The sequence below is a fragment of the Arthrobacter sp. AG1021 genome (assembly GCF_003633665.1).
Taxonomy (GTDB): domain Bacteria; phylum Actinomycetota; class Actinomycetes; order Actinomycetales; family Micrococcaceae; genus Glutamicibacter; species Glutamicibacter soli.
Genome location: NZ_RBLB01000011.1, coordinates 273,085 through 297,387 on the forward strand (window position 1 = coordinate 273,085; position 24,303 = coordinate 297,387).

Sequence of the window (24,303 nt, forward strand, 5' to 3'; positions counted from 1 at the left end):
GTTAAGGAGCAACCCACATGAGCATTTCACTATCCCGCATTCCGGAGTTCGACGGCGCGGCAGACATCCTCTCGGATGACGCGCTGGCATTCATCGAGAAGCTGCACCAGAAGTTCGCCGGAACCCGCAACGAGCTGCTGGCCGCCCGCGACGTGCGCCGCAAGCAGTTCTCCGACGCCAAGGCCATCGACTTCGACCCGGCCACCGAAGAGGTCCGCAACGGCGACTGGAAGGTCGCCGAGGCGCCTGCAGCGCTGCAGGACCGCCGCGTGGAGATCACCGGCCCGGCCACCCCCGCCAAGATGGCCATCAACGCGCTGAACTCGGGCGCCAAGGTGTGGCTGGCGGACCTCGAGGACGCCTCCACCCCGAGCTGGAACAACGTCATCGACGCGGTGAAGAACCTGTCGGACGCCGCCCGCGGCAAGCTGGCCTTCACCGATGAGAAGACCGGAAAGTCCTACGCACTGCGCACCGATGCGCCGCTGGCCACCGTGGTGGTCCGCCCGCGCGGCTGGCACCTGCCGGAGAACAACGTGCTGATCGATGGCAAGCCGGGCGTCGGCGCGCTGGTCGACTTCGGCCTGCACTTCTTCCACAACGCGAAGGTGCTCGCCGAATCCGGCCAGGGACCGTTCTACTACCTGCCGAAGATGGAGCACTACCTGGAGGTGCGCCTGTGGAACGAGGTCTTCACCTTCGCGCAGGCCGAACTGGGCATCGAGTACGGCACGGTGCGCGCCACCATGCTCATCGAGACCATCCCTGCCGCCTTCCAGATGGACGAGTTCCTCTACGAGCTGCGTGACCACGTTTCGGGCCTGAACGCCGGGCGCTGGGACTACCTGTTCTCCATCATCAAGACCTTCCGCGAAGCCGGCGACGCGTTCATCATGCCCGACCGCGCGGATGTCTCGATGACCGCGCCGATGATGCGCGCCTACACCGAACTGCTGGTCAAGACCTGCCACAAGCGCGGCGCCTTCGCCATGGGCGGCATGGCGGCCTTCATCCCGAACCGCCGCGAACCTGAAGTCACCGCCGCGGCCTTCGAGAAGGTGCGCGCGGACAAGACCCGCGAAGCGAACGACGGCTTCGACGGCTCCTGGGTTGCCCACCCGGACCTGGTCGGCACCTGCATGGAGGTCTTCGACTCCGTGCTGGGGAGCAAGCCGAACCAGCTGGACAAGCAGCGCCCGGAGGTCGAGGTCACCGCGGAGCAGCTGCTGGACATCGCCAGCGCCCCGGGCTCGGTCACCGAGGCCGGCGTGCGCCTGAACCTCTACGTGGCAGTGGCCTACACCGCCGTGTGGCTCTCGGGCAACGGCGCCGTGGCAATCCACAACCTGATGGAGGACGCCGCCACCGCGGAAATCTCCCGCTCGCAGATCTGGCAGCAGATCCGCAACAAGGTCGTGGCCGCCGACACCGGCAACACCATCACCGCCGAACTGGTGGCAAGCATCCTGGACGAAGAGGTAGAGAAGCTGCGCGGGGAGGTCAACGACGCCGAGCGCTTCGCGAAGTACTACGAGCCGGCCGCCACGCTGATCGGCACCCTGGTCTCCGGGCGCGATGAGGACTTCGCCGACTTCCTCACCACCGGCGCCTACGAACTACTGGAAAAGGAATACGTGACCAAGCCATGAGCAACGTCTTCGATGAGTCAACGCTCGCCGCGGTAGAAGCCAAGCTGGCCGCTACCGACCAGCTGCTGGCATCCGCCTACCCGGGGGATTCCGGCGCCCGCCAGCCGGTGCACACCGTGTACGTGCCGGGGGACAAGTTCACCGTCGGCCTGCCGGAGGCCTGGGGCTCCAACGCCCTGGCCGCCGCCGGCAACGCCGCGGGGCTGGCCAAGCTGGCAGCCAAGCTGAACCTGGCCGAACCGGAGCGCCTGGGCGAGCTGGTGGCCGCGAAGCTGGCGAGCGAACCCATCGAAGATTTGCGTCTGGACTTTGAAGACGGCTACGGTAATCGGCCGGATGCCGAGGAGGATGCAGCGGCCCTGGCCGCCGCCGACTCGGTATCCGCCGCCGTAGCCGCCGGCAAGGCCCCGGCCTACATCGGCATCCGTTTCAAGTGCTTCGAGGCCCCCACCCGGGCCCGCGGCATCCGCACCCTGGACCTGTTCATCTCGCGGCTTCTCGCCAACGGCCCCCTTCCCGAGGGGCTGCGCCTGACGCTGCCCAAGGTCACCACCGTGGACCAGGTCGAAGCCATGGTCTTCCTGGCCGAAAAGCTGGAGGAAGCGCACGGCCTGGAGGACGGGCGCGTCCGCTTCGAGGTGCAGGTCGAGACCCCGCAGGTGATCATCGCCGCGGACGGCAGCCACCCGGTCGCCGCCCTGATCCACGCCGGCCAGGGACGGGTCTCCTCTCTGCACTACGGCACCTACGACTACTCGGCCTCGCTGGGGGTGGCCGCCGGCTACCAGTCCATGGAGCATCCGGCGGCCGACTTCGCCAAGGATGTCATGCAGGTCGCCGTGGCCGGCACCGGCGTGGAATTGTCCGACGGCTCCACCAACATCATCCCGGCCGGCGATCCGGAGAACATCGCCGCCGCCTGGGCGCTGCACGCCCGTCTGGTGACCCGCCACCTCACCCGCGGCATCTACCAGGGCTGGGACATGCACGAAAACCACCTGGTGACCCGCTACCTGGCCACCTTCGCCTTCTTCCGCGAAGGGCTGGAAGCGGCCGGCACCCGCCTGCGCAACTACGTGCACAAGATCGAATCGGCCATCATGGACGAGCCCGCCACCGCCCGTGCCCTGGCGCGCTACATCCACCGCGGGGTGGCCTGCGGCGCGGTGGGCGCGCAGGAAGTCACCGATCTTGCCCAAATTACACTTGCCGAACTGGAAGCGATCGCGCTGAATCGCTCCCACGCAAACTAGGAGATTTTCCCATGACCGTTCCAGCCCAGGTGAAGAGCCCGTACTACAACACCTACGGCGGCCATCCGCCGCAGACCGACCTGCTGACCGACCGCGCGATCGTCACCGAGGCCTACACCGTGATCCCCAAGGGTGTGCTGCGCGACATCGTGACCAGCGTGTTCCCGGAGTTCACCGACACCCGCGCCTGGGTGCTGAACCGCCCGGTCGCCGGCGGCCCCACCACCTTCTCCCAGGTGATCGTCGAGATCGCCCCGGGCGGCGGCGCCGCCAAGCCGGAACCTCAGGCAGGGGTCTCCAGCTTCCTGTTCGTGGTCGGCGGCGCGCTGACCCTGACCCTCGACGGCGAGGAGCATGTGCTGGACGAGGGCGGCTTCGCCTTCGTTCCGCCGAACGCCGTCTGGTCGCTGAAGAACAACGAGTCCGAGATCGTGACCTTCCACTGGATCCGCAAGCGCTACGAGGCGCTGGACTACGTGCCGGCACCGAAGGCAGTGGTCGGCAACGAGAAGGACATCGAGCCGGGCCACATGCCGGACACCGACGGCAAGTGGCGCACCACCCGCATGCTGGATCCGCAGGACCTGGCCTACGACTTCGGCGTGAACATCGTGACCTTCGAGCCGGGTGCATCCATCCCGTTCGCCGAAACCCACGTCATGGAGCACGGCCTGTACGTGCTGGAGGGCAAGGCAGTCTACCGCCTGAACGACGACTGGGTCGAGGTCGAAGCCGGCGACTACATGGCGCTGCGCGCCTTCTGCCCGCAGGCTTGCTACGCCGGCGGACCGAGCAACTTCCGCTACCTGCTGTACAAGGACCAGAACCGCCAGATCACCTTGTAATCGATAGCTTTTCAGACCGCCGGGGCCAGCACCCGCGAGAACCCGCCGCTCGTCGGCGCACCACGTCCACCTCATGTTCCAGTGATGTTTCTTTTGCTCGGGCATGGTGAATCGGAGTACGGGTTGTCGCAGGGTGCTGGCCCCGGTTTTTCCGTCGCGGACGGCGGCGCTGTCCACCCAGGGTAGGACAGCCACCCGGAACAGTTGGTACTTGGCGCCGATGTTCGAAACATCGAGTCTTCATAGGGTTGATTCATGCTCAAGAAAAAGTTTGTGATTGCCGGACTTCTGGCCCTGCCGCTGGCTGCGGCGCTGACCGGCTGCGATGTCGGGGAACTGGCCCAAGACCGTCTCGATGAATCGACCACCCGCAGTGCTGCCACCTCGGAACAAGCAGTCAAGGAGGGCATCCTGCCGGGCTGGGTTCCCGCCGGCGGAACCGCTGTGGAATTAATCCAGCGCAACACCGGCAGTGAACGCATTTTCGTCATGGACTATGACGGGGAGCTGCCGAAGAAATCCTGCATTCCGGTGAAAACCACGGGCGCTCCGAGCGCCGAGGAACTTGCCGCCGCCTACGCCTCCGACGAGCGTGTCAAGCGAATGGACCCCGAAGAGATCTCAACAACGCGGACCTTGGACGCCGAATGGTGGCCGGAGGAAACCCAATCCCGCACCACAGATTTGTGCGGACGGTTCTGGGTCAGCCAGAGCGGCGGCAAGCTCTATGCCTTCGCGCCGGATGCGATCGGCACGGTGGAGAAAATCCAGCAGGAGCGCGAAGCAAATTCGTGATGACGAGCTGCCGATGCATCGCTTAGCTTGATCACTACTCGTCGACACAACCCCTGCCGTTCGGGCGTGAAGGGAGCATGGCAAATGGGTCAGAGAACTTTTCATGAGAGTAGCCTTCTTCGGCCCGGCAAGAAGCGCTTAATCTGGCCGGCACGAAAGCTGGATTTTAGACGGTACCTAACCAACCTCTAATCATCCAAAGACGCTACTTAGCTGTTGAAATTCATCCGGCACTGCTGTCCGCATCCGTACGGTTAATATTGCCGAGAAGTTGAAGAGCCCAAAATGTCAGCTACGACACTTTGGGCTCTTTGACTATTTGTTTCTGTAGAAAGCCACAATATCTGACCGGATATGTGGTCTACTCGAAGAAATCCTCATCGATGTCTACCACATCGTAGCTTTGCTTCACCTGAACCCCCACGCGGTACTTGATCATGAGTGATACTAGCCGCTTACCGTCGATGAGGACGATACGATTTTGAATGGCTGCTGCGTATTCGCGGGCATGCTGGGTGAAATGGCTGGTCGTGATGAACACGCCCCGGCTGGCGCCGAATCCGTGAAGTGCGCCAATGAAAGCTTGAATTGTTTCCCGGCTGATCGACTTACCTTCGGCGTAGCGTTTGGCCTGCACATAGATTTGGTCAAGACCAAGTGCGTCCTGGTCAATGACTCCATCCACTCCACCGTCACCCGTGCCACCAATTCTCCGGCCGCGTTGTTCCGCTCCTCCGTAGCCCATCGCAAGTAGTAGTTTGACGACTGCTTCCTCGAAAAATTCAGGGTGGCTGTCTCGTAGGCGTATTAGCAGAGCATCGCCGACGTCGGATGAAATGCGATTGATTCCCTCTTCGATTAGTTCGATCGGATCAGTGGACTCCTTATCCGGGCCCTCAGTTTCGGCTGGAGCGGAGTCTTTTTGGGCCTGTGGCCAGTACGCAGCAAAGGTCCGTTGGGCAACGGCGAAGCTGGAAATGCCGTCGGGATGATCGCCGAACCATTTTTTGCCAGCTTCAGTAATCCGATAATTCGCCCGGACAGGTCGCTCTATCCATCCAGCCTTGAACAGATTGCTAATCGCCCATCCAAGACGTTGCTCTGATCGTAGGCCGCCTGAATTCAGCGTTTCTTCTCGTGCTGAATTCGAGAGTTGAGCGGAGTCGATGGCTCTGCTGACGAGGTCACGACGGTGCAGAGTACTTCCATCAGACAACACAGACAGAACGTGGCGCACGAAGACAGGCCAAATCGGAACTTCTGATTCGAAAGCCTCCGTTATTGGAGCTTCGCTGCTTGTCGTCATCTATTGTTCTCCTTTGAAAATGCATTCCTGCAAAGCCAGGACGAAGTTATCGAGTCCACTGATCCCGAAGAAATAGCTCGATTTGTGGTATTCAATTTTGGCAACGAGGTTCGCAAACTTTCGTTCGGTTTCCTCAGTCGCATTGACAATCTTTAATTGTCTCATGCCATACGAATCTTGGCATTCCGTACCGCGAGCGGTAGTAGTAGCTTCACGGAGTCTACTGTGGTTTTGAGAATCGAAAGTGGGTGCAACAACCAATCTGGCTGTAGCTCCCAGTGCCTTGCAACTGGCAGCTCTGCGAATGTCATGAAGTCGCTTGAGGAAAAATGGTGTGTGGTAGGCGCGGCGTCCTCGATCATTGTCCGAGGAGTCCTCGGTAAAAGATTCCGGACACGGCCAATCTGCTTCCCCTGTCTCGTGATGATTATGATTTCGATCGTTATTTTGGTCCAGCAGGAACCCATAGCGTGTGAAAAACTCGGTACCTATACCGCCATTTCGTTCCGCTCGGGGATGCCAGACCAACAGATAGGCTGGGCAGGTCCGTTCAGCATATCCACGACCAGTTAAGCGAGTATTCGATGCTTGAAGATCCCGAACAGCAGAAGTTCCTGGATGGGCTGACGCGAGATTTGTTCCAGCTTTCCATCGGTGACCTGCGTCAAGGAATATTGGACTATGCGCAGAAGATGGAGGCGTCCCAACGAAATGGCTTTGCCGAGGTATTTGCCCATGCTTCCGGATCGCTGGGTTATCAGCCTCTAGCGTCACGAATAGCATCTGGAAATCTACTCGAAGACATCGCCGGGCTACATAGCCGACTCGAACAGGGGGAGGACTTCGACGGCTTCGGATGGGATGAAGATATCTACGATGAGCGGTCCTTCGGCGATGAATCTTGGGCGGAGGAATTGACTGACCTGTTCAGCATGACTAGCGAGCTGTTCAGTACCGGTGAACTGGACAAAGCGAAGGAAGCCTATGAACGACTTTTCGCAATCCTCGATCTGGATGGCGAGATTGGAATATTCAGCGGGCCATTGTGTGCTGCGGACATGCTCGATCTAGACCTTGCCATCAACCGGACACAATATCTGAGGTGCGTCTACGAACTGACGCCAGAAAACACACGCGCCTCAGAAGTTGCCCATGCATGGTTTGAAAACACGGACTTCGAGGATGCGATAACTCTGCAAGATGTTGACCGATGCCGTGAGTCTGATCTTGTGGATATGGATACCTTCTTGCCTCGTTGGATCAACGAGCTGCAAGCGCGAATGCAGGAACGCCCTAATAGTCGCGTTCGCAAGCTGTTAGTTGAAGCAACCTTGTTCAGCGGCGGACTGGACTCATTGGCCGAACTTGCCCGGAATGCAAGAGTTGCACAGGCAGAGCTATACCGAGATTGGGTCGTGTTGGTGCAGTCATTGGGGAAGGACGAAGTGGCCGTTGCAACCGCGCGTGAAGCATTGGACATCCTCGCCGAACCCGGAAGGACCAGGGCCGAAATCGCCGATATTCTGGCGACCTTGAGCAGTTGCGACCAAAGCCAACGGCTGATGGCCAGGCGAGAGGCCTTCAGATCGGATCCGAATCTATGCCGCTTGGTAATTCTCCATACGGAAGAAGCAAAGCGTACGAATCCGGCGCAAAGCATGCGCAATGAGATCGACTTCTTCCGTTCAGAAAGGCGTGCGACTGAAATTTCGCCTGCAACGTACTTAGCATTGCTGATCCTCGCGGGTCAGGTGGAAGAAGCTATAAATGTTGTCGAGGCAATTCCGGGTGCTGGACGAAATATTGAAGCTGGACAGAAAATTCTCCTGCCGTTCTTGTTGCTCTCCGTACTGGAGAAACCGAGTGTACTTCCCACTACAGGCAGCTGGCTGGCACAGTTGTGGACTGGAATTGACCAAACTGATTCTTTTCTTTGGAACCTTCAAAGCACTGATTTTTTCGATTCTTCGAGTGTGGTAGCAAAATTAGATCGTAATAACGATATGTCGCTTGCCGCGATTCTTATGGAGAGAATTAAAGTTGAACAGCTCTCCGAAGAGCAGCGTGCGGCGCGTATTCGAGCAGCCGAGTCATTGATTGAACGGAGCGTAGTACAGGTTGTCGCCGGCCGGAATCGCCCACTCTATGCGTCGGCCGCAAATCTGATCACTAGCCGTTTGGAAGTCGGCTATTTGACTTCGGACCAGAGCGGAGCTGAACACTTCGCAACGATGCTCGTTTCCAGGTTTCCACGACACCGGGCGTTTCAACAGGAGATGAAACGTTCCCGCCAGAATTCGAAGATCCTCCAACGCTAACGGAAGCCAAGCGCCGGACTACGGCAGGTATTCGTCGAGGGCTTTCACCATGTCCTCATACCCCCGCTGTTTTGCCAAATCACGTGGCGAAACCCCGTTGTCATCCGGGATGCCGGGATCCGCACCGCCAGCCAGCAGCAAACGCACCGCCTCGACCTGTCCCGGGCCGCCGTCGCCGAGCACGATGGCCTCGTGCAGGGCGGTCCAGCCCAGGTTGTTGATGTGGTCCACGGGAACACCGGCTTCCAGCAGGATCTTGATGGTTTCTGTATGGCCGTGTTCCGCGGCGGGAATCAGCGCGGTGCCGCCGTAGCGGTTGGTGCTGGCGACGTCGGCCCCGTGCGCGATGGCGAGCTCGAGGATCTCGTCCAGGCCCTCGGCTCCCGCATAGAGGAAGGCCGAATCCTGAATGGGATCCTTGGCGTTCACGTCCGCGCCGGCTTTGACTAGTACCGCAGCCATCGAGGTATCCTCGTTTTTCACCGCGCGCACGAGCAACGGCGTCTGGTCCGCGAAGCGTGCGTTGGCATCCGCTCCGGAAGCGATGGCCGCCTGCGCCGCCGCCAGGTTTCCGGAATCCACCGCTGTCTGAAGTGCGGCCGTCTGGTCGTGGGCACCCGCGGACCCCTGCCCGCTGTCGGCAGGCGGAGGGGCCGCGGCGGGGGTACAAGAACCGAGCAATAGCACCGCACCCAGCGCCAGCGAGGGCAGCAAGGCGTGCCACGCGGAGCGGCGGAGCCTGATTTCGGTCATGCTTCCAGCTTGCCAGCAGTCAGCGGTGCGCCGCATCAGCCCTACGTGTCTTTCTGGACAAAAAGACGCTCCCCGAGGCCTGGCTGTTTCCAACCAGGCACCGGGGAGCGTCATGCGCGTCTGCGACTAGTTTGCCGCGGCGACTGCTGCCGGCGGCATGAAGGCCGCCAGCGGTTCGGCGCCCTCGTGCGAGTGGCCCCAGTAGCTCTCAGCGGTGATTTCCTCGGCGGTGTAGTAGGACTCGTCGACGAGCATGCCGTCGGTGCCGTACTCGATGTCCCAGCCGCCCGGTGCGCGGACGTAGAAGGAAACCATGTGGTCGTTGGTGTGGCGGCCCAGGGATGCGGTGATGTTGAAGTCCATCTGGCGCACCTTGTCGTAGGCGCGGCCCACGGTGTCCAGGTCCTCGACCTCCACCATCAGGTGCACCAGGCCCGGTGCCTCGCCGTGCGGTGCCGGGCCCATGGCCAGCGAGTGGTGGCGCTGGTTGCAGCCGTAGAAGCGGAAGCGGGTGGCCGGGCGCTCCGGGCCCAGGCGGACGGCGCCGCGCGGCAGGAAGCCGAGCACCTCGGTGTAGAAGGAGGTGGTCTCCTCCATCTTGGTGGTCGGCAGCACGACGTGGCCCATGCCCTGCGCGCCGGTGATGAACTTCTGCGCGTAGCCGGTGATCAGCGGGGTGTGGTCCATACGCGGGCCGAAGAAGATCTCCACCGGGTGGCCGGCTGGATCGGTGAACGTGATGACCTGCTCCAGGCCGCGCTCGTCGTTTTCCTCTTCGGTCAGCCAGGTCACCGCGATGCCTGCGGCCTCGACGTCCTTGGCCACGGCGGCCAGGGCGAACTGGTCGCGGACCTCCCAGCCCACTGCGACAACCTGGTCGACGTCGCCCGGGAGCACGATCAGGCGGGCTTCGCGCTCGTCCATGCGCAGGTACAGGCCGTCCGGGTTCGGGCCTACGGTTTCGGCGAAGCCCAGGGCTTCGACGGTCAGTTCGCGCCAGCGGGCGATGTGCTGGGTCTGGACCTTGAGATATCCAAGTCCACGAATGTGGGTCATGATGTTCCCTCGTTTGTTTTGTATCGGTGAATTGCGGTGCGGGCAGGGCCCGCTAGTTCAGTGAAGGATCTTGCATCGGACGAATGGTGAACCCCATGCTCTTGTCGATCAGGGTGCGCTGCCGGAAGCGCTCGGCTTCCAGCCAGAGGACATCGGCCGAGTCGAGGACGTCCTTGACGAATCCGGTGCGGACTACCTGTCCGCCCTTGCGCAGTTCCACCCGCTTGCCTGCGAGCTTCGTCCAATCTGTTTGACGTGCCATGGGATTTTCCTTTCAGTTCCTTGCCGGGCGGCTAGACGCCGGCTGCGAGATTCGCTGGTGGTTCGACGCCGACCTGGGTCATGATGGCGGCGTGGTAGCTCGGGCCCGGGACGTGGATCGCGTGGGCCAGGCCCATGTGGGCGTCGCGCCAGAAGCGCTGGACCGGGTTGTTCATGCGCAGCCCGTTGCCGCCCGAGCGGGACAGGATCATGTCGATGGCGTTGGTGGCGCGCCATGCTGCCTGGATCTGGGTGCGGCGGGCCAGGGCGCGCTGCTCCAGGGTGATCTCGCCGCCGGCTGCGACCGTGTCGTAGAGGCGGGTGACGCTGGCCAGCAGGGTGTCGCGGGAAGCGCTGATCTCGCCGGCGGCCTCGCTGACCGCGTACATGGTGTACGGGTCCTCGACGGACTTGAAGCCGTTGATCTGCACGCGCTCGCGCTGGTAGTCGAGGTGCGCCTGCAGCGCGCCCTCGGCGATGCCGATGACGGCGGCGGTCAGGCCAACCGGGAAGATGCTGTAGAACGGCAGGCGGTGGATCGGCTCGTTCTTGCCGGCCTTGCGGGCCACCTCTCCGGCGAACAACTCGGCCTGGTCGATGGCGCGGTATTCCGGGACGAAGACGTTGTCGATGATGACGTCCTTGCTGCCGGTGCCCTTCAGGCCCACGACATCCCAGGAATCCTCGACGATGGTGTAGTCCTTGCGCGGAACGACCACGTGCAGGAACTGCGGGGGCTGCACCGGCTTGCCCTCGGAATCGCCCAGGAAGGCGCCCAGGATGACCCAGTCCGAGTGGTCGGTGCCGGTGGAGAACTGCCAGTGGCCGGAGAAGCGGTAGCCGCCCTCGACCGGGGTGGCGGTGCCCATCGGTGCGTAGGGCGAGGAGACCCAGACTTCGTCGCTTTCGCCCCAGATTTCTTCCTGCAGCTTCGGGGACATGAGTTCCAGTTCCCACGGGTGCACGCCGACGACGCCGGCAACCCAGCCGGCGGAGCCGTCCAGGCTTGCGAGCTTCATGACGGTTTCGGCGAATTCCACAGGGTGGGCGCGGGTTCCGCCGTACTCCACCGGTGCCAGCAGCTTCATGACGCCGGACTCGCGCATGATCTGCACGGTCTCGTCGCTGAGCTTGCCCAGTTCTTCGTTGACGGAGGCCAATGCGCGCAGCTCATCGGCACGGGTGGTGAGGACGTCGCTCACGGTGGTAATCGTCATGGAATTCTCGCTTCCTAATCAAGCTCGTCAAACTTTGCTGCTGGCTAAAATCTAGGCAAAGAATCGTCTTAACGTGACCTATGTCTCAGCCATCGGGATTGTCGATTTCGACTCGATTTCCCGGGCTGGAATGCGGCATCCCGGTCATCGGGATCCGCCCTGTTTTGGCTTGCTCCACCGCAATAAGGTTCACCAAAGACCAATTTGTATCCGCAGATCGAGGAGCCAATCAGATGACTACGGAACTTCGCAATGCGCCGGGCGGATCGCCTGCAGCCGGCGCCGACGCAATCCTGCGTGAACTGCCCACCGAGCAGGGAACGCTGCGCTACTGGGAAGCCGGCCAGGGCCGCCCCCTGGTGTTCCTGCATGGATCGGGACCGGGCGTCAGCGGATGGCAGAACTTCGGCGACGTGCTGCCGGCCTTCGCCGAGCACTTCCACTGCTACGTGATTGAATTCCCGGGCTTCGGCGTCAGTGACCCCACCGACAAGCACCCCATGCCGGCGGCCAGCCAGGCGGTCATCGACCTGCTGGACGGGCTGGGCCTAGACAAGGTCGACATCATCGGCAACTCCATGGGCGGCATGGTCGGCACCCTGTTCTCCATGAGCCACCCCGAGCGCGTGCGCCGCCTGGTGACCGTGGGCGGCCTGGGCCTGAACGCCTTCGCGCCGTTCCCCGCCGAGGGAATCAACCTGCTGATCGCCTTCACCGAGGACCCGACCCGCGAGCGGCTGATCCAGTGGCTGCGCTCCATGGTGTTCGACGAGGAAACCGTCACCGAGGAACTGATCGAGAAGCGCTGGGCCCTGGCCACCGAGCCGAAGACCCTGGAAAGCGCGCGCCGCATGTACAGCTCCGCCGCCATGAAGGCGCAGATCGCTGCCCAGGCCGAATCCGATGATCCGCCGGCGTGGTCCATGCTGCACAAGGTCAAGGCCAAGACCTTGATCCTGTGGGGCCGCGATGACCGCGTCACCCCGATGGACGCCTCGCTGATCCCGATGCGCACCATCCCGGACGTGGAACTGCACGTGTTCCCGAAGTGCGGGCACTGGGCCATGATCGAGCAGAAGGCCGCCTTCGAAAGCGTTGTCGTTGAATTCCTGAACCGTGAGGAGAGCACGTCATGACCAGCATCGTCAGCACCCCGCGGATCACCGCGCTGCAAACCCGCGTCGTCGAGGTCATCAAGGAAACCCACGACGCCCACACCCTGGTGCTGGAGCCTGCGGCCGAGCAGGCCGACAGCTTCCGCTACCGCCCGGGCCAGTTCCTGACCCTGCGCATCCCCAGCGACCGCGACCAGGACGCCGCGCGCTGCTATTCGCTGTGCAGCTCCCCGGAGGAGGACGAACGCCTGAAGGTCACCATCAAGCGCACTCGCGACGGGTACGCGTCCAACTGGATCTGCGACAACGTGGAAGCCGGCCACGTGCTTGAGGTGCTCAAGCCTGCTGGAACCTTCGTCCCGTCCTCCCTGGACACCGACTTCCTGCTGTTCGCTGCAGGCAGCGGCGTGACCCCGGTGCTCTCCATCCTGAAGTCCGCGCTGATCGCCGGCACCGGGTCGATCACCCTGATCTACGCAAACCGCGACGAGCAGAACGTGATCTTCAAGGACGAGCTGGTCGCGCTGACCAAGGCCAACCCGGGCCGCCTGCACGTGATCCACTGGCTGGAAAGCGTCCAGGGCATCCCTGACCTCGCCTCGATGACCGCGCTGGCCAAGCCCTACGCGGAGCGCGAAGCGTTCATCTGCGGCCCGGGCCCGTTCATGGACTGCATCGAGACAGTGCTGCAGAACCTGGGCGCCGCCCCGGAGCGCATCCACATCGAGCGCTTCAACTCGCTGGAGGCGAATCCGTTCGCCCCGGTGGACCCGCTGGTGGTGGATGCCGATGGCGAAACGGCCCAGGTCGAGGTGGAACTGGACGGCAAGACCAGCAACGTTGCCTGGCCTGCCGGCAACAAGCTGCTCGACGTCCTGCTCAACGCGGGAATCGACGCCCCGTTCTCCTGCCGCGAGGGCGCCTGCAGCGCTTGCACCTGCATCGTGCTGGAAGGCGAAGTGGAGATGGAGCGCAACGAGGTGCTCGAACCGCAGGACCTGGAAGAGGGCCTGATCCTGGCCTGCCAGGCCAAGGCGCTGAGCCCGAAGGTGAAGATTACCTACGAAGGCTAGAACCACCAGCAGATGCCCCGCCAATGGCGGGGCATCTGCTGTTTTTGGCTGAAATTCTTCTATCGGGATTCCCGCAGCATTCCCCGCTGTTGTGCAGTGCATGCAAGGAGAGGGTTCCAATGACCTCGATGCCCCACGTGCTGTATGCGCTCGAAAAGAAGATTCGTGATGATGCCGGGACCCTCGGGGATCGCATCGACACCGCAGGATTTGCCCGTGAGGAGCGGAAAGTTCGGGATGAGGGGCTTCGCGGCATAAAACTCGACGTTGCGCGGGCATCTGCAAAGAATGCCGTCGCTCGCGCCCAATTCTTGGATTCCACCCTCTCGGCCCGGGAAACAGTCGAGCTGCTTGGCCTGGTCTGGCCGCGGTTAGGCGCTGCAGCGCAGCCGGGGCTCTCCTACGTGATGGCGCCACTCCCGGTGGGAATCCATCCGCAGGCGACCGAAGGGTTCTTCTCGTCGGAGAATACGGAACTGGTGGCAGGAGGGCAGCGCTCCACTCCGGCGCAGTGGCTCACCAGGGGAGGGAACCGTGACCCGTCGCCAGGCAGAAGGCGGCACTGGGGCTGGTGGTATGACTTCGGGTTACAGCGAGCCCGCAGGGGCAGGCCGGGGCAATCCCCGGGCAACCGCAGCAGCTGGGCCCGGTCAGGAAGCCGCGGCCCGATCTGCGAGCTTGAGGTTGCCTTGCACCGTCTCATCGCGCACCGCCGCGCGCAGGGTCTCGCAGCCCACGAACTGGTCGCGCGGCAGGTTGCCCGTAGCGCGGGCGGGGCGCTCGCGGCACAGGTCCAGCGCCTCTTCAGTCCATTGGACGCTGGTCTGCTCCCACGCGCTCTTACGCACCTGCACCTTGGCCAGGCATTCGATGCAGCGCACCTGCTGCATTGCGGTGTCTAGTTCTTGCTCGCGGTTCGACATTACGCCAGCTGCTTTCCGTTGACTCGGCGGAGGATCAGGTTGCGGGCCGAGGACCTGGTCCACAGGTCCATCGGCATGGTGGTGTCCACCTCGTACTCGAAGCGCTCGGTCATCTGCGGGGAAACGTCCTGCTCGTCGACGAAGAACTGGGAGTACCAGCGGTGCAGCGCCGCGACGGGGCTGCTGGCCCCGCGTGCGGCCCTGCAGCCCGTTGCGGCCGCGTCGTCCAGCTGCGCGCGCACGGCCCCGGTGATCGAGCGCAGGATCTGCGTGGCGTGCCCGGCGGCGGCGGTCTTCAGTTCCGGGGCCGGGGGCTGCTCGGTGCGGACCATGACCCCGGTCATCAGCACCAGGTGCTGCTCGTCGATGGGGTAGTGCGCGGTGAGCACGATGGCGTCGAGATTGCGGTCTTCCATCACGTAGTCCAGCTGCGCGATCATGACGGCCGGCCCGTAGTAGCCGGCCACCGAGTCCGCCAGCTGGATCGCCGCAGCATTCGGCCCCGGATCCTGCAGCTGATAGCTGTGGTGCAGCGGCCCCTCGAAGTACTGCGTGGCCAGCTGTCCTTCGAAAACATTCTTGAAGTACAGCTGCTCGCTTTCGGTGACGTGGGGCGAATCGGCCAGATGCACTACGTGCTCCATGACCTGGCCGGTGCTGGCGGCGAGCGTGGTTTCCTTCCACGCCCAAGCCGACCATTCAAGGTCTTCGTCGTCTTCCGAGCCGGTGCCGCTGCGCAGGCGGGGTATCGACAGGTCCTGCGGCGGCGGATTGCCTTGCGGGTCGTGCCACACGTAGAACAGGCCGTCCTGCTCAAGGCAGGAAAGGTCTTGCGCGAACTGTTCGGCCTCAAGCCGGGCGGTCAGCTGGTCCTGGCCATCTGCCTGCACCTGCAGCGTCACGCCGAAGGCGGCGAGGCGGTGCACGCCGCCGTCGCGGAATCTGTGGGACAGGCCAAGGCAGTGCCAGCCTCGCGCGTAGCGCGCGGGAACAGCGTGGGGCGACTGATCGCCAAGTGGCTGCGGATCGACCCGAACCATGTGCATCCCATTCCTTCGTCACACCTGACCTGGAGACGCTCTTTCCGGAGACCGGTCCCGGAAGAAGGCGTAAGTCTATATCTAGCCATAAATTTCCGTTCTGGAAACGGTGAATCCCGGTGTGTGGGACGTCACAAAAACCTTCGAAGCGGGTTTGTCCCGAATTGTCCTACTGGGTGGGATGCGGCATCCAGGCACCATGCCGAGTCTGATTGGGTAGCGCTCACACCCATGTGGACGACAAAGGAGAAACTATGTCCAACAACCAGGCTTGGGACGACGAATACGAGGTCGTAGTCGTCGGTTCCGGCGCTGCGGCCCTGGCTGGCGCCTACAGCTCGGCCCGGCGCGGTCTGAAGACCCTGCTCGTGGAAAAGACCAACCTTCTGGGCGGCGCTTCGGCCTACTCTGGTGCTTCCTGCTGGCTGCCCGGAACGCAGGTGCAGCAGCGCGCCGACGTCGAGGACTCCAGCGAGTCGGCCAAGGCCTACCTGAAGGCCGTCATGGGTGACCACGAGGTGGAGCGCCGCGAGGCCTTCGTGGATACCGCCCCGGAACTGGTCGAGTTCTTCGAATCGGATCCGGCCATCGAGTTCTACTGGACCGCATTCCCGGACTACTTCAACGCCCATGAGAGCAAGCCGCTGGGCCGCTCCATGATGCCGGTGGACCTGCCGCGCGAGGAAATCGGTGAGCTGGCCGACCTGGTGCGTCCGCTGGTCGAATACGACCGCTACAACCAGCCGCACCCGGACGGCCCGCTGACCGCAGGCCAGGCTCTCATCGGCCGCCTGCTGCTGGCACTGACCAACACCGGCAACGGCACCATCCAGCTGGAAACCGAGCTCGTGGACCTTGTCACCGAGGACGGCCGCGTGACCGGCGCGATCGTCAAGGACGCCGAGGGCACCCGCCGCATCCACGCCACCGAAGGCGTCATCCTGGGCGCCGGCGGCTTCGAAGCCAACCAGGACCTGCGTACCGTGAACGGCACCCCGGGCAGCTCGGGCTGGACCATGGCTCCGGCCGGCGCCAACATCGGCACCGCCATCCGCGCCGGCCAGAAGGCCGGCGGCGCGGTGGAGCAGCTGCACCAGGCTTGGTGGTGCCCGGGCGCCGCACAGCCAAAGGGCAACGCGGCCTTCGCGCTGGGCTTCCGCGGAGGCGTGTGGCTGGATGCCAACGGAAAGCGTTTCGCCAACGAGTGCCTGCCCTACGACCAGATGGGCCGCGTGCTGGCCGCCGCGCCTGAGCGCATCCCGTCCTGGTTCATCTTCGACTCGCGCTTCGGCGGCCAGATGCCGGGCATCATGCGTCCGTTCAACACCTCCCCGCAGGAGCACCTGGACGCCGGCACCTGGGTCAAGGCCGACACCCTCGAAGAGCTGGCTGCCGCCACCGGCCTGCCGGCCGACGCGCTGCAGGCAAGCATCGAGCGCTTCAACGGCTTCACCGTCACCGGCGTGGACGAGGACTTCCACCGCGGCGAGAACCCGTACGACCAGTTCTTCGCGGATCCTGAATACGGTCCGGGCCCGACCCTGATCCCTGTGGACCAGGCGCCGTTCTACGCCGCCCGCATGGTGCTCAGCGACCTGGGTACCAAGGGCGGCCTGCGCACCGACGTGGACGCCCGCGTGCTGCGCGAGGACGGCACCGCCATCGAGGGCCTGTACGCGGTGGGCAACACCAGCGCATCCTTCTCCGGCGGCTTCTACCCGGGTCCGGGCACCCCGCTGGGTTCGGGTATGGTCTTCGCCTACCGCGCAGCCCAGACCCTGAAGGCACCGGCCCAGGCGCAGTCCGTCTAGGACCGCCCGCCGGGAAGTCCACAAGCCGAAGCCGGCTGGCGCACCGCAAGGTGCGCCAGCCGGCTTCGGCTATTTTGCTGTACTCTGTTCTCTGCGTTCTGCGCCCTGCGTGCGGCGTTGCCGGGTTTTTCACAGCGCAACGCAGCCCGGGCCGCATCCATGATGGAGGCGGCCCCGGCTGGGTGGTGCTTCTTATGGTTTGGCGGCGTCTGTCCCTAGCGGGAGCCGGCCAGCGCGCCAGCCGGCCAGTGCGCCAGCTGGCCGGTGCGGCAGCGCCAGGGCCTTCACGGCGTCCGCGTACATGATCTCCTTGACGGCGCCCAGGGTGTCCGGGTGCTGCGGCGTGTTCTCGGAAACCAGCTGCACGGCGCGCTCGACGAGCTGTTCCACCGGGACGGCCTCGTCGACCAGCCCGGCCGCGGCCGCCTGATCCCCGTCGAAGCGCCGCCCCGTGAGCATGGCGTCGCGGGCCTGCGCAGCGCTGAGCTTGGACTGCACCAGGGCCGCCATGCCTTCGGTGAAGGCGATGCCGATGTTCACTTCCGGGAAGCAGAAGAACCCGCGTTCGGTGCGCATCAGCCGGTAGTCGTGGGCCATGGCCAGCAGCGCCCCGCCGCCGAAGGCGTGGCCGTTGACGGCCGCCGCGGTGGGCATCGGCAGGGCCAGGAATCTTGCGTACACCGCCTGCAGCTCGCGCACGTAGTCCGGGTCCAGTTCCACCGGGCCGTCGGCCTCGGCCACGTCCAGCCCGTTGGAGTAGAACTTGCCCGAGCCGGTGGTGACCAAGGCGGTGGCTTCGCCGGCGAGCACCTGGTCCAGCAGGTCGTTGACCTCCTGCAGCCAGGCCAGGGACTGGCGGTTCTCATCTCCGCCCAGGTCCAGAATCGCGGTGGTTGATTCAAGTCGCAGGCTAGGCATTGGCGCCTGCCGAGGTGGGTGCGAGCGGGCGGATGTTGCGCTTGAGGATCTTGCCGGCCGCGTTGCGCGGCAGCTGGGCGGTGATTTCCACGGTGCGCGGCACCTTGTAGTTGGCCAGCCACTTGCGGCAGTGTGTGATGACGTCCTGCTCGGTCAGCTGCGAGCCGGCCAGCACCTCCACTACCGCGTGGGCGACCTCGCCCATGCGGGCATCGGGCTGGGGGAGCACCGCGCAGGCGGAGACCCCGTCCAGCGAACCGATGGTGTTCTCCACCTCGGCCGGGTAGACATTGAACCCGCCCACGGTAAACATGTCCTTGATGCGGTCAACGATGCTCAGGTAGCCGTCCTCGTTGAGCTTGCCCATGTCCCCGGTGTGCAGCCAGCCGTCGGCGTCGATGGCCTTCGAGGTGGCCTGCGGGTCGTCCAGGTAGCCGAGCATCACGTTCTCGCCGCGCACCAGGATCTCTCCCGGGGTGCCGGCCGGGACTATCCGGCCGCCGGTGTCCACCACGCGCACCTCGAAGCCGGCAGTGGGCCGGCCTGCGGTGGTGGTGACGGTGTGGGCGCTGTCGCCCGGGCGGCACATGGTGACCACAACCGCCTCGCTCAGCCCGTAGGCGGTGGTCAGCTGCTGGACCTGGGCCTCGGTGCGCAGGCGTTCGAGCAGCCGGTCAGGGACCATGGCGGAGCCGAGCACGGCCAGGCGCCAGTTGGTCTCTTCCGCGGCCGGGAAGTCCGGGTGGTCCAGGATCGACTGGTGGATGGTCGGGGCGCCGGGGATGACGCTGATCTTTTCCTCGCGCAGCAGGCGGACCGTTTCATCCAGGTCGAAGGTCGCCATGGGGTAGATGGCCGCGCCGGTGGCCAGGCAGACCAGGATGCCGACCTTGTATCCGAAGGTGTGCGAGAACGGGCTGACCACCAGGTAGCGGTCCTCCGCGGAGATCTGCGCATGGCCGGCCCAGGCGTAGCTGACGCCCAGGGACTGGCGGTGCGCGGAGACGACGCCCTTGCTGCGCCCGGTGGTGCCGGAGGTGAAGATGACATCCGCGACGTCGTCCGCGGTGACCTGTGCTGCGCGCTCGGCCACCAGGGCCGGGTCCACGCCGAGGCCGGAGGCCAGGAAGTCGTCCCAGCTGGCCAGCGGGAGCACCGCCGAGTCCACCGGAGCGCCGGATGGCCCCGCCGGCAGGCTGACCAGGGTCTTCAGCTTGGGCAGGCCCGGAACCACGTGGGATTCGTCGGTGTAGCCCAGCTGCGCGGCCCCGTCGACCAGCAGCCGGGTGTAGGAGGTGTCCAGGAAGCCTTCGGCGACGAACAAAACCCGGGCCTCGGCCCGGGAGAGGATCTGGTGCGCCTCGACGCCGCGGTAGCGCGAGTTCAGCGGCACCATGGCGGCGCCCACGCTGGTGGCGGCCAGTGCCGCGATCACCCAGCGCGCGGTGTTCGGCGCCCAGATGGCGACCTTGTCGCCGTGCTTCACGCCGCTGGCGATCAGCGCCGCGGAGGCCTGGCGGACCTGCTCGGCCAGTTCGGCGAAGTTCAGGCGCACCGGCCCATCGACCAGCGCTTCCCGGTCGGTGAAGTGCTCGGCGGCGTAGGCCACCAGGGCGGGGATGGTTTGCGGTTGCTCATGGCTGTGCATGCACGTGGCTCCCTTGTCTTTTCGCAGCACCGTCCGCAACTGTGGGGACGCTCTGTGTTGGCGTAATCCAGCTGGATTTCCGCTCGGCAGACCCGTTGGGACATGCGCGGGGGGAAATAGTTCGAGGCTACTGAGGTTGGGAATGCAACGCGGAAGCTGTCCCGGTGGGCGGGAGTAACGCAACCAAGGCCGTATCCCTAGGCCTGACGCGGACGGTGAGAGACCTTGCATCCATTCGACGGTTTATCCATTCAGGTCCTGTGGCCCGCAGTAGGGGTGCCATTCTGTAGCTTCCGGAATCAGCATGACCGTTCAGAATTCCTGAGTGCGGAATCCAGTTTGCGATCGATCGATTCTTTCCGACATGATGTTTGCATCTTATCGACAACCTGTCGAAAAAATTCTCTCAACCTAAGGTTCATCATGTTTTTAGCGCTACGAGAATTGGCGTATGCGTAAGGGCGTTTCAGCCTTATGGGGGCGGTTATCGCTCTCATCGCGATTCTCTCAGTCATGCTTTCGGGGATGTCGGCGGGACTCGTCAATGACGGCGTCTCCGGACTCAAATCCATGCCCGCCTCGGCTTTCGCCTTCGACGAGGGCACCAAGACCGACAACGCGTTTTCGCGATCCATGCTTGAGATGGAGCAGATTGACATCTGGTCTGGGCAACCTGGAATCCAAAGTGCCCAGCCCATGGACAGTTCCATGGCCAACGGGGTCATCAATGATGGTGCGCAGGTTGACGTGGCGCTCTTTGGTGTTGCTTCGGATTCTTTCCTCTCCCCTGAAGTCTCCGAGGGTTCTCGGCTTGGCAAGGTCGACGGCATTGTCGTCTCCGATACTTTGCGGAAAGAAGGCGTGGAGTTGGGAACGGTGCTGACCCTTGACCGTCTCGACACTCAGCTGACGGTCATTGGATTCACTCAGGGACAAGCGACCTTCGGCCACGTGGACGTGGCCTATCTGCCGTTGCAGACATGGCAGCTGATCGCTTCCGGGCGGGCCCCGGAGGGTGCTCCCACCCAGAATGACATCGACAAGCTCGACTTCGACTATGCCAGCGTCGCCGCACTTCAATTCGTTCCCGGAAGCACACCCTCCTTGTCTGACGGCGATGCCGCCGCTTCGGCGACGAGCATGGAGCTCTCCGAGGCCTTCAATGCATCACCCGGCTACCAAGCAGAAACGACGACTCTCAATATGATCCAGACCTTCCTCTACGCCATCTGCGCTCTGGTGGTTGGCGCCTTCTTCTCGGTGTGGACCATCCAGCGGAAACAAGAAATTGCCGTGGTGCGGGCGATGGGCGCCCCCGTCGGCTACCTGCTGCGCGACGGTATCGCCCAAGCAGCAATCTTGCTGGTCGGATTTACCTTCATCGGGCTGGCCGCAGGCTTGGGACTGGGAGTGCTCATGCCAACTGGGGTTCCGTTCTCGCTGGAAGGCGGGCCGATCGCTGTTGCTACCGGCTTGTCCATAGCGCTGGGCCTGCTCGGTGCCGCCGTCTCGATTGTCCGCATTGCCAAAGTTGACCCGCTGACCGCCCTTGGAGGAAACCGATGAGCCAAGAAACCGCACCGCACTCGTCACCCACGCAGGACAGGAGCACCGGATCTGGACTTTCCCTCAGTGCGGTGACGCTGGTTTTGGGTGACGGCGACCAGCAAGTCCGGGCGCTGGATGCAGTTGATCTTCATGTTGCCCGCAGCGAATTCGCCGCTATCGTGGGACCTTCGGGCTCTGGCAAGTCCTCCCTGCTGGCCGTGGCCGGATCCTTGTCACAACCGGATTCCGGTCAGGTGCGGCTCGATGAACACGAGCTGACGGCGTTGAGCTCGAAAGCCCAAGCTCATGGGAACTCACCCGTAAACCGTTGGAACCGTTCCAGAGGCTGGTAGCGCTGTTTGATGGTCTGAGTGGGGAGCCCGCGGGCCAGCATCTGTGCCTGCCACCCATCCAGCATTGCAGTGTACACTCGTTCGTCTGCCCGGAATAGCCCAATGTCCGGATCCACCAGCATCCGCGGGACGAAGCCAGGAACGACATCACTCACGACGCCCCTAAACCATGGAAACATGCATTAGATGCAGGAAAACTACGCCCGCAAGAGCTCGAGAGGCAAGAGTAGCCGCCGATCCCAAGAGCGGCGAAGCAGACAAAGTCAGCCTGACATACAGATACGGTGGATTTGCTGATGGACGGGAGTTCTCGCAGCTACTTCGATTCCCGTAAGTTTCCAAACGGCAGCAGCAGTCAGAGCAGACCTTTAGGCGCATCGAAAAAGGAGACACGGAAGGACGTCAAACCCCTTGGACGAGTCGTCTGTGCGGTCACTTAAATGCTTCCAATAAGTACCGGCACACAATTGGGACGCCTGGAAAGTTCTCCAGACGTCCCAATGGAAATATTTAGCTAAACGTTCCGATGGTCTGCGCTATGGCAGCAATCAGGAAGCAAACCGCGGCTATTAGTAGAGCCCAGCTGAGATAATCGAACGTGGCGATGAATCCAGAAATTCGTTTACTTAACGGTGCTTTTGCGCCAGTTGTTTGGTCCGCGGTCTGGACCGGCTGGAGTTTCCGCGCGGTGTAGAAAACGATGAAAAAAAGCAACAAGGACATAGCCCAGGTGATGATGGGGTTCATGATACGTAACCTTCGATGTAGTTGTTCACTATTTCCAGACTTCCCTTACGACTTCAAAGCAGGATTTTACACCGAAGACACTGGCCACCACGAGGCCGCCTTCTCTCAAGAGAACCAGCATAGCTGCGGATTTGGTGCTCTGCTTCCTGTGCTTCGCAAAGGCCGAGGACGCGCCCTTCTTGACGACGTCTTGAGCGAAGTTTTTTGCCCGTGCAATCAACTCGTTGAATTTGGCCTTATTTGATGTTCCGAGCTTGTTCCATGCGGCATAAGCTTTCCCAAGGCTGCTTGTTTTGGATGCTTTGCTCATTTTGGTTACAAGTTTGGCTAGGCCCAGAGAGATTTTGGCGTATCCGTGAACCGTCCCGGAAATCATGCCGCCGTCTTGTGTGCGGCAGCGTCGGGTAACGAGCCGGAATTTTCATCATAGTAGGTTTGCTCGAATTCCTCCGGCGTCTGGTGGCCCAGCGAGGAATGCAAGCGATCATTGTTGTACCAAAAGACCCAGTCGAAGACGACCTCCACGACGTCGGATTCGGTCTTCAACGCACCAGCGCGGAAGGGGGAACCTTTGGCCACGGCCTCGTTCTTGAACAAGCCCATCACGGTCTCCGCGGCGGCATTATCGTAAGCGTCGCCGACGCTGCCGATCGAAGGAACCAGCCCCTCAATTTCCAAGGTGTCGGTGTACCGGATCGAGGTGTATTGGCTTCCCGCATCTGAGTGATGCAAAAGTCCCTTGTCAACCGGTCTATTGCTGTATTTTCGGCGCCCCAGCGCCATTTTCAGGCACTGCTCCACGAACGCCGTGTCCTTGACCGTGGAGGTTTCCCACCCGACGATGGCCCGCGAATACAGGTCGATCACCAAGGCCACGTAGACGAATCCGGAATACACCGGAACATACGTGAAATCCGTGACCCAAATGCGGTTGGGGGCGCTGGCGCTGAAGTTCCGGTTCAACAGGTCGCCGGCTCGCCGACCGTCCTTGCCAGGGATGGTGGTGCGGGTCTTGCGGCCCCGGATCAGGCCGTTCATGCCCTCGTCACGCATGAGTCGGTCAACGGTGTGTTTGGAGACCTCGGGGAAGCCGTTGCGGCGCAGCCATGCGGTCATTTTCCAGCGGCCGTAGAGGATTTCCGGCCGGGGTCGTCCTTTGGCATCTCGCTTGTTAAGCCCGCGCAACGTGTCAATGACCTTCGCATCTTCAACTGCTCGCAGGGCCGGAACCCTTGTTTTCCATGCCCGGTAGGTTCGTGCGGCAACCTGTACGCCCTGCTCGCGCAGGACGGCGCAGATCGACTCGACCGCATGACCTTCGGCCCGTTGTTCATCAACGAACCGACAGATTAGCGGCGGCGAGGGTCGAGTTCCCTCGCGAAGAAAATCGATGCCGCCTTCAGGATCTCGTTGGCTTCCTTCAGGTCCCGGTTTTCCGCGCGTAGCCGCTTGAGCTCGTCCTGTTCATCGGTGGTCGGCCCGTCCTTCACACCGGCGTCGACCTGGGACTGCAGCACCCAGCGGCGCAATGATTCGGGACCGACATCCAGCTTCGGAGCCAGGGCCTTGCAGGTCGCATACACGGAAGGATATTCGGAGAGCCGGTCCAGAACCATCGCTACGGCGCGGTCGCGGACTTCGGCAGGGTATTTCTTGGGCATGGTTGCTATCTTT

The 24,303-nt window shown here is 62.9% G+C and carries 22 protein-coding genes; 10 read left to right on the forward strand and 12 right to left on the reverse strand.

The genetic code is table 11. The features are described 5' to 3' along the window. Positions 1–17: 17 nt before the first annotated feature. From aceB to DFO58_RS16635, 4 genes are all read left to right on the forward strand, one after another. Positions 18–1,649 carry a malate synthase A gene (gene aceB, locus DFO58_RS16620; protein WP_047120481.1) on the forward strand — a complete coding sequence of 544 codons (1,632 nt, stop codon included), beginning with the start codon at positions 18–20 and terminating at the stop codon, positions 1,647–1,649. Continuing rightward, entirely contained in the window at positions 1,646–2,902 is a 1,257-nt protein-coding gene (locus tag DFO58_RS16625) for an aldolase (RefSeq protein WP_120991744.1), read from the forward strand. Before aceB ends, DFO58_RS16625 begins: the two co-directional genes overlap by 4 nt. Before the next feature lie 11 nt (positions 2,903–2,913). Beyond that, entirely contained in the window at positions 2,914–3,747 is an 834-nt protein-coding gene (locus DFO58_RS16630; RefSeq protein WP_047120479.1) for a bifunctional allantoicase/(S)-ureidoglycine aminohydrolase, read from the forward strand. 255 nt (positions 3,748–4,002) lie between these two features. After that, positions 4,003–4,542, forward strand: coding sequence for a hypothetical protein (locus tag DFO58_RS16635; protein WP_113607338.1), 540 nt, complete (start codon positions 4,003–4,005; stop codon positions 4,540–4,542). A gap of 361 nt (positions 4,543–4,903) precedes the next feature. Here DFO58_RS16635 and DFO58_RS16640 read toward each other — a convergent pair whose 3' ends face one another. Continuing rightward, entirely contained in the window at positions 4,904–5,848 is a 945-nt protein-coding gene (locus DFO58_RS16640) for a restriction endonuclease (RefSeq protein WP_120991745.1), read from the reverse strand. Between the two features lie 584 nt (positions 5,849–6,432). Between DFO58_RS16640 and DFO58_RS16650 the strand changes: the two genes are divergently transcribed. After that, positions 6,433–8,166, forward strand: a complete 1,734-nt coding sequence (locus tag DFO58_RS16650; protein ID WP_120991746.1) for a hypothetical protein — start codon at positions 6,433–6,435, stop codon at positions 8,164–8,166. Between the two features lie 18 nt (positions 8,167–8,184). Here the strand turns inward: DFO58_RS16650 and DFO58_RS16655 are convergent, their stop codons facing one another. The 4 genes from DFO58_RS16655 to DFO58_RS16670 all read right to left on the reverse strand — a co-directional run bounded on the left by DFO58_RS16655 (position 8,185) and on the right by DFO58_RS16670 (position 11,453). After that, positions 8,185–8,919, reverse strand: a complete 735-nt coding sequence (locus DFO58_RS16655; protein ID WP_120991747.1) for an ankyrin repeat domain-containing protein — start codon at positions 8,917–8,919, stop codon at positions 8,185–8,187. A gap of 126 nt (positions 8,920–9,045) precedes the next feature. Beyond that, on the reverse strand, positions 9,046–9,975 hold the full coding sequence (locus tag DFO58_RS16660) for a VOC family protein (RefSeq protein ID WP_047120477.1): 930 nt from the start codon (positions 9,973–9,975) through the stop codon (positions 9,046–9,048). 52 nt (positions 9,976–10,027) lie between these two features. After that, positions 10,028–10,237 (reverse strand): hypothetical protein, encoded by a 210-nt coding sequence (locus tag DFO58_RS16665; protein ID WP_053799166.1) that lies wholly within the window; start codon positions 10,235–10,237, stop codon positions 10,028–10,030. 31 nt (positions 10,238–10,268) lie between these two features. Continuing rightward, on the reverse strand, positions 10,269–11,453 hold the full coding sequence (locus DFO58_RS16670; RefSeq protein ID WP_120991748.1) for a hydroxylase: 1,185 nt from the start codon (positions 11,451–11,453) through the stop codon (positions 10,269–10,271). Positions 11,454–11,686: 233 nt separating this feature from the next. Here DFO58_RS16670 and DFO58_RS16675 point away from each other — a divergent pair, with 233 nt between their 5' ends. Both DFO58_RS16675 and DFO58_RS16680 read left to right on the forward strand, forming a co-directional pair. After that, positions 11,687–12,589 (forward strand): alpha/beta fold hydrolase, encoded by a 903-nt coding sequence (locus DFO58_RS16675; RefSeq protein WP_047120474.1) that lies wholly within the window; start codon positions 11,687–11,689, stop codon positions 12,587–12,589. Beyond that, entirely contained in the window at positions 12,586–13,641 is a 1,056-nt protein-coding gene (locus DFO58_RS16680; RefSeq protein ID WP_120991749.1) for a ferredoxin--NADP reductase, read from the forward strand. The genes DFO58_RS16675 and DFO58_RS16680 overlap by 4 nt, the downstream gene beginning before the upstream one ends. A 650-nt stretch (positions 13,642–14,291) precedes the next feature. Here the strand turns inward: DFO58_RS16680 and DFO58_RS16685 are convergent. After that, entirely contained in the window at positions 14,292–14,564 is a 273-nt protein-coding gene (locus DFO58_RS16685) for a ferredoxin (protein ID WP_120991750.1), read from the reverse strand. Continuing rightward, on the reverse strand, positions 14,564–15,604 hold the full coding sequence (locus tag DFO58_RS16690; protein ID WP_147407320.1) for a hypothetical protein: 1,041 nt from the start codon (positions 15,602–15,604) through the stop codon (positions 14,564–14,566). Before DFO58_RS16690 ends, DFO58_RS16685 begins: the two co-directional genes overlap by 1 nt. A gap of 254 nt (positions 15,605–15,858) precedes the next feature. Between DFO58_RS16690 and DFO58_RS16695 the strand changes: the two genes are divergently transcribed. Further along, positions 15,859–17,415 (forward strand): FAD-dependent oxidoreductase, encoded by a 1,557-nt coding sequence (locus tag DFO58_RS16695; RefSeq protein ID WP_120991752.1) that lies wholly within the window; start codon positions 15,859–15,861, stop codon positions 17,413–17,415. A 192-nt stretch (positions 17,416–17,607) separates the two neighbouring features. Here DFO58_RS16695 and DFO58_RS16700 read toward each other — a convergent pair whose 3' ends face one another. Together DFO58_RS16700 and DFO58_RS16705 are read right to left on the reverse strand one after the other, a co-directional pair. Then, a complete protein-coding gene (locus DFO58_RS16700) occupies positions 17,608–18,333 on the reverse strand; it encodes an enoyl-CoA hydratase/isomerase family protein (protein ID WP_053799173.1) in 726 nt (241 codons plus the stop codon). Next, on the reverse strand, positions 18,326–19,981 hold the full coding sequence (locus DFO58_RS16705) for an AMP-binding protein (RefSeq protein ID WP_120991753.1): 1,656 nt from the start codon (positions 19,979–19,981) through the stop codon (positions 18,326–18,328). The genes DFO58_RS16700 and DFO58_RS16705 overlap by 8 nt, the downstream gene beginning before the upstream one ends. 525 nt (positions 19,982–20,506) lie before the next feature. Here DFO58_RS16705 and DFO58_RS16710 point away from each other — a divergent pair. Together DFO58_RS16710 and DFO58_RS16715 are read left to right on the forward strand one after the other, a co-directional pair. Then, entirely contained in the window at positions 20,507–21,547 is a 1,041-nt protein-coding gene (locus tag DFO58_RS16710; RefSeq protein WP_286163646.1) for an ABC transporter permease, read from the forward strand. Then, positions 21,544–21,882, forward strand: coding sequence for an ATP-binding cassette domain-containing protein (locus tag DFO58_RS16715; protein ID WP_120991755.1), 339 nt, complete (start codon positions 21,544–21,546; stop codon positions 21,880–21,882). The genes DFO58_RS16710 and DFO58_RS16715 overlap by 4 nt, the downstream gene beginning before the upstream one ends. Positions 21,883–22,392: 510 nt before the next feature. On the opposite strand, the gene DFO58_RS16725 is transcribed toward DFO58_RS16715, so the two are convergent. From DFO58_RS16725 to DFO58_RS16735, 3 genes are all read right to left on the reverse strand, one after another. Continuing rightward, positions 22,393–22,629, reverse strand: a complete 237-nt coding sequence (locus DFO58_RS16725) for a hypothetical protein (RefSeq protein ID WP_120991757.1) — start codon at positions 22,627–22,629, stop codon at positions 22,393–22,395. A 28-nt stretch (positions 22,630–22,657) separates the two neighbouring features. Beyond that, entirely contained in the window at positions 22,658–22,939 is a 282-nt protein-coding gene (locus DFO58_RS16730) for a hypothetical protein (protein WP_147407322.1), read from the reverse strand. 62 nt (positions 22,940–23,001) lie between these two features. Then, positions 23,002–24,290 (reverse strand): IS3 family transposase gene (locus tag DFO58_RS16735; RefSeq protein ID WP_120991759.1). Its coding sequence is split into 2 segments (ribosomal slippage): positions 23,002–24,017 and positions 24,017–24,290, totalling 1,290 coding nucleotides; the frame shifts between segments, so codons are not numbered across the junction. Between the last annotated feature and the right edge of the window lie 13 nt (positions 24,291–24,303).